The sequence below is a fragment of the Pseudoalteromonas sp. S1612 genome (assembly GCF_005887175.1).
Classification (GTDB): domain Bacteria; phylum Pseudomonadota; class Gammaproteobacteria; order Enterobacterales; family Alteromonadaceae; genus Pseudoalteromonas; species Pseudoalteromonas undina.
In genome coordinates this window covers 117,145-125,451 of sequence record NZ_PNDH01000009.1, presented here as the reverse complement: position 1 = coordinate 125,451, position 8,307 = coordinate 117,145, and the positions used below count along the sequence as shown (strand labels likewise).

The window sequence follows — 8,307 nt, the reverse complement described above, 5'->3', positions numbered from 1 at the left end:
CTGATTTAGTTGTGCAGAACAAATAGCATAGCCCAGTCCTTTTAGTGCAGCGGCTTTGGCCATGTTGCCACTGTTTACTTTAAAATTAGATTTTACTTGCACTGCTTGTTGCTGTTTAAAACGCCAAGGCATGTCTTGCAGTACTGATAATTCTCTGAGCACTTAACTTATATCCCCCTCTTTTTCGAGATTTCAGCATAGCAAACGATGAAAAATCTAGGATTAATTATTACACTCTAATGTAAATAAGAAAGCTCGAATCCTAGATTTTTTATGAGATCAACTATTAATAAGGAATGTAACTAGTGTGTTGGTAAAAATATCTGGAATTTCAACGGATGGTATATGGCCAACATTCTCAAAACAACAAATATCATTTATTTCCATATATTTTGCTAAATCAAGAACGACTTGTGGGGGAGTTGCAATATCTTCAGAACCGGCAATAAAAATTGCCGGTATATTAAGCGGTTTAAGCTTTCCTCGAAGATCATGTTCTGAGAGCCATTCACAAAGCAATGCATAAGAATGATCATCAGTCTTTGCGAGAGTATCATTCCAAGTTTCTAATAAATAGGGATGGTCAGATAAAGACTTTTTACTAAACCAACGACTAACAATATCAACGTTCATTGTTTTTAAACTTGAAACTTCTACATTCTTTTTGCGCTCCATCCAAGCTTCAGGTGTTCCTATTTTTGCTCCGGTGTTGGTTAAGCTCAGGCTGAGAAGACGCTCAGGATAAAAAATAGATAATTGTTGGCCTATAACACCGCCAATTGAAGTACCAACATAGTGAAACTTATCGATTTTAAGTTCATCACAAATTTTCAATAACTCACCTACAATTTCTAATTCACCCAATTGACTTTTATCTTTGCTCAAGGGAGCACTTTTCCCATGCCCGGGTAAATCCCACATTAAAACGTAGTAGTTATTTGATAATATGCCGCTAACGTAGTCCCATGCATTTAAATTCATGCCTAGTGCATGTCCTAGAATAATAGGAGGGTTTTTTGGGTTGCCCTGAAGTTTTACATTAATGCTTTGATTGTTTAAATTCATTTATTCGCCCCTTCAAACTTTCTCTATTATCATTGCAATACCTTGGCCTACACCAATGCACATTGTGCATAAAGCATAGCGGCCAGAAGTTTCTTGAAGTTGTACTGCGGCAGTTTGTATTAGTCTTGCACCTGACATACCTAGTGGATGCCCTAAAGCAATAGCTCCACCATTTGGATTGATCCGTTTATCGTTATCTTGTAAGCCTAGCTCACGAATACAGGCCAAAGCTTGTGCAGCAAAAGCTTCATTTAACTCGATTACTGACATGTCCTCAAGGGTTAGGCCTGTTCTTGCCAATAGCTTATTAACTGCGTCGACAGGACCAATACCCATATAAGTTGGTTCAACTCCCGCTGTTGCCATTCCAACAATACGTGCAATTGGTACCAAGTTGTTTTTTAAAGCTGCACTTTCACTTGCAATAATCATTGCAGCAGCTCCATCATTTAACCCAGAAGCATTGCCTGCTGTTACAGAGCCGCCATCACGAAAAGGTGCTTTTAATTTTTTTAACTTTTCAATATCTGTATTTGGACGTAGATGCTCATCATCATTAATTTGAGTCACTTCTCCGTGGTTGCTTTTGTAATATACGGGAACAATTTCTTTTGCAAAACGTCCTGATTGTTGTGCTTTGTATGCTTTTTCTTGGGATGCTAGTGCAAATTTATCTTGATCATCTCTGGAAATACCGAACCGTTCAGCAACATTTTCAGCTGTTTCAGGCATTGTCTCTGTACCATAAAGGCTATCTAATTTATGGTTAACGAATCTCCACCCCATGGTTGTATCTTCTATTTTTTGACTACGGTCAAAAGATCCAGCAGCTTTGCCCATTACAAAAGGAGCTCTAGACATAGACTCGACACCACCCGCAATACAGATATCAGCTTCTCGACTTAGAATTGCACGAAAGGCACTACCAATAGCATCCATACCTGAACCACATAAACGATTAATAGTAGTAGCAGAAACGGTAGCAGGAAGACCTGATAATAAAACTGACATCCTGGCAATATTTCGATTATCCTCACCAGCTTGATTTGCGCAACCAAAGATTGCATCATCAATCAGACAAGGATCAAGATCGGGTGAATCCTCTATTACAGATTTTATCACTTGTGCAAGAAGGTCATCAGGTCTAATACAGGCTAGTTTGCCAGAGTAGCGACCAATTGCTGAACGTTTGGGAGAACATATAAATACTTTCATTACATACCTCTTTTCGTGTTATGAGCTAACTCTGTTTTTAGCTTAAGCTTACGTAGGACATTTAACTCTACTTGTGAAGGGATAGGTGTAGTAACAAGATTATTTGAAAAACTAACTTCCCAACCTGTTGCGGCTTTTATTTGCTCAACAGTGACACCAGGATGAATACTGACTACAGTTAGCTCTTTTGTTTCAGGGTTTGGTTTGAGTATGCATAAATCAGTAATAACAGCTGTTGGTCCTTTTCCCAAGTTAGTTACTCCATCGCGAGCTTTACCATCTCGTCCATAACCCACGGTGGTAACAAAATCGACTTGTTCAACGAAAGTTCGCACTGAATGCTTTACGGTTATAAGAACTTCTTTGGCATTTGTAGATATCTCAGGTGCGCCACCACCACCAGGAAGTCTCACTTTCGGGTTTGCATAGCTATGTTTTCCTGATTTTTGGCCATCAGGGTGGTTAGCAGCTATGACGGTTGTATTTAAATTTGCGAATTTATCAATTTGCGCAGTCCCAAGGAAGCCAACATCAATGTGCCCACCTTGCAGCCAATACCGAAACATTTCAGGTACAGACACTGTCGTTAAAGCTGACTCGGAAAGTTCTCCATCACCGATCGATAATGGTAAAATATCAGGTTTAGTTTGGATAGTACCAGACTCATAGATTAGTGTGATGTCAGGTGCATGGGTCATGCGTGCTACATTGGCGGCTTCGCTGGGTAATCCAATTCCAACGAAGCAAGTCATATCACTGCGTAAAGCACGAGCAGCTGTTAATGTCATCATCTCCGAAGGGGTATATTCAATAGTCATATTACTCTTCTCCCAGTTTAAGTATTTCAGTGTCCAACCAATGTTGAAAGCTATCTCTATCACGGCTGATAGAGTCCCAATCTTTATAAAACTGATTATCTCGAGGATAGTAACCATGAGCGTAAGAGGGGTGAGCCCCTTTAGGAACTAAACAGATAGCATCAATAGTTAATGCGGGTAAAATACAAGCGTTTGGATGATTATTTAAATCGTCGACTATTTCTTCGACAGTAACAATGCTTTTAGATGAACTAAGAATTACTTCTTTTTGTACACCTATAATACCTTCAATTAGGACGTTCCCTTTTCTATCGGCCTTTTGTGCATGGATAATACCCACATTAGCTTTTATCGCGGGAACACATGCAAGACGTTCGTTTGTAAAGGGGCAAGAAATAAATTTTATATCCGGATTAACATCTGGAAGTTCGCTGCCGACGTAACCTCTGAAAACAGCGAACGGTAATCCTGATGCGCCAGCTTCATATGCATTTGCCATAGCAGCATGACTATGCTCAATAATTTCTATCTCGTATGGAAAGCCGTTTTGAATAGCGTCTCTTATTCTATGCAAAGAACCTACGCCTGGATTGCCTCCCCATGAAAAAATTAATTTTTTTACACATCCTGCACCGACTAGTTGGTCATAGATAATATCTGGTGTCATTCGAATAAGTGTCAGATCTTTCTTTTTTTGTCGAATTATTTCATGTCCAGCAGCAAAAGGTATTAAGTGAGTAAATCCCTCCATTGCGACAGTATCACCGTCTTTTACAACCTCGGCTATTGCATCTTTTAAATCTAAGAATATTGGCATAATTCAACCCCGTTCGCATTGCGAATGTTTATTTATTATGCGAACAAGTTAATATATACTTTATTGATGGTCAATATAAAAAAGTAATTTTTTTATTACTAATGTTTAGTTATATGAAAACATTAATGTTTTACTGGTATGCTGCTGACGAGTAGGCAATAATCGGAATTATTAATATAAAAGTGATTTAATGATGGAAATAGATAAACTGAATGAAGATCATCGAGATTATGTAGGTGCTTTAGCTAGCGGTCTTGATGTTTTAAACGCATTTGATGAACAGCATAAAAAGATGACGCTCTCTGAGGTTGCGCAAAGAACAGGTATGGATAGAGCGAAAGCTCGTAGGTTTTTATTAACACTTCATTCGTTAGGTTATGTTGATAAAGAAGGCAGACTTTTTTTGTTAACACCTAAAGTATTGCGCTTGGCTTATGCTTTTAATGCTACCAATGACCACTTAGATGTTGTACAGCATTATTTGCATAAAGTAACAAACAGCATCGGTGAATCTTGTTCATTATCAATATTGGATAACAAAGAAATTGTTTATCTCGTTCGTTCTTCGGCAGCTCACAGACTAATGTCGATAAACCTCTCACCAGGAACAAGGCTTCCTGCAGCTTATACTTCAATGGGTCGGGTTTTATTGAGTCAATTGTCAGCTAATAAACAACAAGAGTGGCTTACTTTGAACGAGTTGACCCCTCACACTGAAAACAGTATTACAGATCGTGATGAATTCATATCTCTGTTAAAAGAAATAAAGTTAAAAGGATATTGTATTGTAGATCAAGAGCTAGAATTAGGGCTATTGTCTATAGCTATTCCAGCTTTTGATTTTCATGGAAAACTAATTGGTGCAATCAATGTCAGTACAAACTCTCTTAGAACGAGTAATGAAAAACTGTATAACGAGTACCTACCTGCTATAAAATATGCAGCCGAGCAAATCCATCAACACACTAAGTGAAGAGGTTTTTTAGTCTATATTGATTCATGGGTATTTGCCTGTAGTTCGGTTTGTTACTAATTCATTAAGAATATTTATAGCAGAGAGCATAATATCGTTATGGGCTTCTTTTCTTTGGCTGCAAATAACAGGGCAAGTTAAAGATTTGTCCTCTAGCTCAACAAACTCAACATCATCTCTGTTAATTCTTTTTACTTGCTCAGGTACTAACGCAAAGCCCATTTCTGAAGCAACCAGCCCAAGAGCTGTTTGTATGTCGTTGACCTGTTGGTTCACTCTTACACTTAATCCGTTTTTAACAAAAAGCTCTAAACATATATCAGCAAATGTAGGGCTTTGACCTGCAGGGTATAAAATAAAGGGTAGCTTTGCTAAGTCAAAAATAGAAATAGGCTTGTTAGCTAATGGATGTCCTTTAGGTAGTGCTACCAACATCGGTTCTTGAAACAGGGTCGTTTGCTCTATTTCATCATCTTTAATATGTATACGCCCGAAGCCAATGTCAATTTTACCACTTTTAAGCGCTTCTAATTGCTCACCAGTTTTTAACTCATAAAGCATTATTTCAGCTTTAGTTTTTTGTCTAAGGCGTCTAACCATGCTGGGTAGCTGTCCATAAAAAATAGAAGGAACAAAGCCAATTCCAAAAACTGATTTACCACTTTGTGCTACCCGACGAGTCTCCTCTAATGTTACAGATACTTTAGATAGTATTTGAGTCGCATGTTGATAAAAAAATAGCCCTGCTGGCGTAAGGGTTAAACCTCGAGGTACACGAACAAATAAATCAGCCCCTACTTCTTCCTCTAACTGCTTGATTTGCCTAGTTAAGGGTGGTTGTGCAATGAAGAGCTTTTTAGCTGCTCTAGTTAGGTTTAACTCTTCTGCCACAACACAGAAGTACCTTAAATGACGTAATTCCACCATACCCCCAAGGTATCGATAGTAACTAATACAATATTGGTAACTTATCATAATAAAATTTAAATTACATAAAACTAATCAAATGACACTAGTTATTAACATGAAGAAAATAGCAAACATTACAACGACAATTATCGATATTCCAACAATAAGACCACATAAATTGTCTATGACTTCTATGGCAATGCAGTCAATGGTTATTGTTCGTATCCTAGACACAGATGGTGCTGAGGGGTTAGGTGAGGGCACAACTATTGGTGGTCTCGCTTATGGTCCTGAAAGTCCTGAAAGTATCAAAAAAAATATTGATACTTATATTACACCGTTACTTCTTAATAAGCCCTATCACAGTATTAAAAGCCTCACTCAAATGCTCAATAAGTCAATTCGAGGTAACTTTATTGCGAAATCAGCAATTGAGACAGCACTTTTTGATTTGAAAGGAAAGCAACTTGGCGTTCCTATTTCTGAGTTGTTAGGTGGCGCTTGCCATAATCATATTGAATGTCTGTGGGTTTTAGCTTCAGGTGATACAGATAAAGATATAAACGAAGCGCTTAGCATGATTGAAACTAAAAGGCATCGCAATTTTAAAATGAAAATTGGTGCCAATACGCTGGAACAAGATATATCCCATGTAACAAAAGTTAAAGCTGCACTAGGACCCAGTGTCAGTATTCGTGTTGATGTAAATCAGGCATGGAACGAGTCAATAGCAACCAAAGGTATCGCTGCACTTGAGAAAGCGGGCATTGAACTAATCGAGCAGCCTACAGCAGCAAAAGACTTTGCGGCTTTGGCAAGACTTTCTAAAAAATTCAATGTGCCTATTTTGGCTGATGAATCAATAGCAGATAAAGAAGATGCATTTCTTTTAGCTAAACAGAATTTTAGCGGTTCTGTAGCACTCAAAATAGCAAAGTCTGGGGGGTTAATAAGTGCACTAGAAGTTGCAACAGTGTGCAGTTCTGCAGGTATTGATGTGTATGGAGGGACGTTGCTAGAAGGTTCTATAGGAACAGCTGCCGCTTTACATGCTTGGTCGACTATTCCTCAAATGCAGTTTGGAACTGAAATGTTCGGACCATTATTACTGCAAGATGACATCGTTAAAACACCACTCAAATATCATAATTTTGGCGTTGAAATTCCGAACCTAGCAGGCTTAGGTTTAGAAATTGATGAAGCCAAATTTAAGCAATACACACGCAAATAAAAAGAGGATAAGATAATGTTATTTCAAGTAAAAATGAAGGTTATCCCACCAACAAATTTATCAGAGGAAGAGTTTTCAGACATAAAAGCTAAAGAGAAGCAATATGCAAAAGAGCTGCAAAAAGCAGGTGTCTGGCTTCACTTATGGAGAGTTGTCGGTTTATACACCAATATCAGTATTTTTGAAGTAGAAGATAATGCTCATTTACATAATGTATTGAGTGCACTGCCATTGTTTCCTTTTATGGAAATAGAAGTAACACCTTTGTGTGCCCATCCTTCATCTATCAAATAAGAACAACTTCCTAAAAAAATATACTGGAGATTATTATGACAGTTAAAACTATGCAAACAGAAGCGGTACAAAACTTATTACTCAAAGCTGCAGGGCTCGATAAAGCTGATGGCAATCCTCGCTTAAAGCAAATTATGCACCGCTTTCTTTCAGATATTTATCAGATGATTGAAGATTTAGATATCACCCCCGAAGAGTTTTGGAAAGGTGCTTGCTATATAAATGAGCTTGGTTCTAATAATGAGTCAGTACTTATAGCGCCTGGCTTAGGGTTTGATCATTATTTAGATATTAGAGCAGACGCAAAAGATAAGTTAGAAGGATTGGATGGCGGAACACCTCGCACAATAGAAGGGCCACTCTATGTTGAAGGCGCTCCGCTTAGTGTTGGGGAAGCTAAAATGGTAGATGGAAAAACACCAGGCCAAGGTATGTTACTACACGGAAAAGTCGTTGATGAAGAGGGTAACCCTATTGCAGGAGCTGTTGTTGATATTTGGCATGCTGATAGTAAGGGAGGTTACTCGTACTTTGACCCTTCACAAAGTGCATTCAATTTACGTCGACGTATTGAAACGGATGAAAACGGTAATTATACCGCGAGATCAATTGTACCTAGTGGTTATGGATGCCCTCCTGGAGGCTCAACAATAAAGGTATTGGAAGGGCTAGGTCGTCATGGAAACAGACCTGCACATATCCATTACTTTGTTTCAAAAGCATCATATAAACACTTAACAACACAAATTAACTTATCTGGTGACAAATACACATATGATGATTTTGCGTTTGCTACAAAAGATGAACTGGTTATTGATGCAAGACCGATTGCTGATAAAACTCTTATTAAAGAAAATGGCTTTGAAGACAACTACTTCGATGTTGAATTTAATATTTGTTTAGTTAAAACCGACAAGTCTGCAGCTCAGGATATGCATCCTCGCGAAAGAGCATCACAGTAAAGATAGAAAGCACATCTTTAACT

The 8,307-nt window shown here is 38.1% G+C and carries 9 protein-coding genes; 4 read left to right on the top strand and 5 right to left on the bottom strand.

Annotated elements, in window-relative coordinates:
- Positions 1 to 279 precede the first annotated feature (279 nt).
- The 4 genes from CWB78_RS04505 to CWB78_RS04490 are packed head-to-tail and all read right to left on the bottom strand — an operon-like array spanning position 280 to position 3,915.
- Positions 280 to 1,065, bottom strand: a complete 786-nt coding sequence (locus CWB78_RS04505) for an alpha/beta fold hydrolase (protein WP_138594399.1) — start codon at positions 1,063 to 1,065, stop codon at positions 280 to 282.
- A 12-nt stretch (positions 1,066 to 1,077) separates the two neighbouring features.
- Positions 1,078 to 2,280: a 3-oxoadipyl-CoA thiolase gene (pcaF, locus tag CWB78_RS04500; protein WP_138594397.1), complete on the bottom strand. Its 1,203-nt coding sequence runs from the start codon at positions 2,278 to 2,280 to the stop codon at positions 1,078 to 1,080.
- The gene (locus tag CWB78_RS04495) at positions 2,280 to 3,068 is read right to left on the bottom strand and encodes a CoA-transferase subunit beta (RefSeq protein ID WP_283957126.1); all 789 of its coding nucleotides are present in this window, start codon (positions 3,066 to 3,068) and stop codon (positions 2,280 to 2,282) included. The genes pcaF and CWB78_RS04495 overlap by 1 nt, the downstream gene beginning before the upstream one ends.
- Before the next feature lie 31 nt (positions 3,069 to 3,099).
- On the bottom strand, positions 3,100 to 3,915 hold the full coding sequence (locus CWB78_RS04490; RefSeq protein ID WP_138594393.1) for a CoA transferase subunit A: 816 nt from the start codon (positions 3,913 to 3,915) through the stop codon (positions 3,100 to 3,102).
- A 190-nt stretch (positions 3,916 to 4,105) separates the two neighbouring features.
- Between CWB78_RS04490 and CWB78_RS04485 the strand changes: the two genes are divergently transcribed.
- On the top strand, positions 4,106 to 4,888 hold the full coding sequence (locus CWB78_RS04485) for an IclR family transcriptional regulator domain-containing protein (RefSeq protein ID WP_249930395.1): 783 nt from the start codon (positions 4,106 to 4,108) through the stop codon (positions 4,886 to 4,888).
- A 24-nt stretch (positions 4,889 to 4,912) separates the two neighbouring features.
- Here CWB78_RS04485 and CWB78_RS04480 read toward each other — a convergent pair whose 3' ends face one another.
- Positions 4,913 to 5,815: a LysR substrate-binding domain-containing protein gene (locus tag CWB78_RS04480; protein ID WP_283957125.1), complete on the bottom strand. Its 903-nt coding sequence runs from the start codon at positions 5,813 to 5,815 to the stop codon at positions 4,913 to 4,915.
- Positions 5,816 to 5,912: 97 nt separating this feature from the next.
- Between CWB78_RS04480 and CWB78_RS04475 the strand changes: the two genes are divergently transcribed.
- From CWB78_RS04475 to catA, 3 genes are read left to right on the top strand one after another with little or no spacing between them, the layout of a single operon-like run.
- Entirely contained in the window at positions 5,913 to 7,028 is a 1,116-nt protein-coding gene (locus CWB78_RS04475; protein WP_138594389.1) for a muconate/chloromuconate family cycloisomerase, read from the top strand.
- A gap of 15 nt (positions 7,029 to 7,043) precedes the next feature.
- A complete protein-coding gene (gene catC, locus CWB78_RS04470) occupies positions 7,044 to 7,322 on the top strand; it encodes a muconolactone Delta-isomerase (protein ID WP_138594387.1) in 279 nt (92 codons plus the stop codon).
- A 35-nt stretch (positions 7,323 to 7,357) separates the two neighbouring features.
- On the top strand, positions 7,358 to 8,284 hold the full coding sequence (gene catA, locus CWB78_RS04465) for a catechol 1,2-dioxygenase (protein WP_138594385.1): 927 nt from the start codon (positions 7,358 to 7,360) through the stop codon (positions 8,282 to 8,284).
- The last annotated feature ends 23 nt before the right edge of the window (positions 8,285 to 8,307 follow it).

Coding starts and splice junctions, on each gene's coding strand:
- CWB78_RS04505 (WP_138594399.1), bottom strand. CDS start 1,065: ATGAATTTAAACAATCAAAGCATTAATGTAAAACTTCAGGGCAACCCA.
- pcaF (WP_138594397.1), bottom strand. CDS start 2,280: ATGAAAGTATTTATATGTTCTCCCAAACGTTCAGCAATTGGTCGCTAC.
- CWB78_RS04495 (WP_283957126.1), bottom strand. CDS start 3,068: ATGACATTAACAGCTGCTCGTGCTTTACGCAGTGATATGACTTGCTTC.
- CWB78_RS04490 (WP_138594393.1), bottom strand. CDS start 3,915: ATGCCAATATTCTTAGATTTAAAAGATGCAATAGCCGAGGTTGTAAAA.
- CWB78_RS04485 (WP_249930395.1), top strand. CDS start 4,106: ATGATGGAAATAGATAAACTGAATGAAGATCATCGAGATTATGTAGGT.
- CWB78_RS04480 (WP_283957125.1), bottom strand. CDS start 5,815: ATGGTGGAATTACGTCATTTAAGGTACTTCTGTGTTGTGGCAGAAGAG.
- CWB78_RS04475 (WP_138594389.1), top strand. CDS start 5,913: ATGAAGAAAATAGCAAACATTACAACGACAATTATCGATATTCCAACA.
- catC (WP_138594387.1), top strand. CDS start 7,044: ATGTTATTTCAAGTAAAAATGAAGGTTATCCCACCAACAAATTTATCA.
- catA (WP_138594385.1), top strand. CDS start 7,358: ATGACAGTTAAAACTATGCAAACAGAAGCGGTACAAAACTTATTACTC.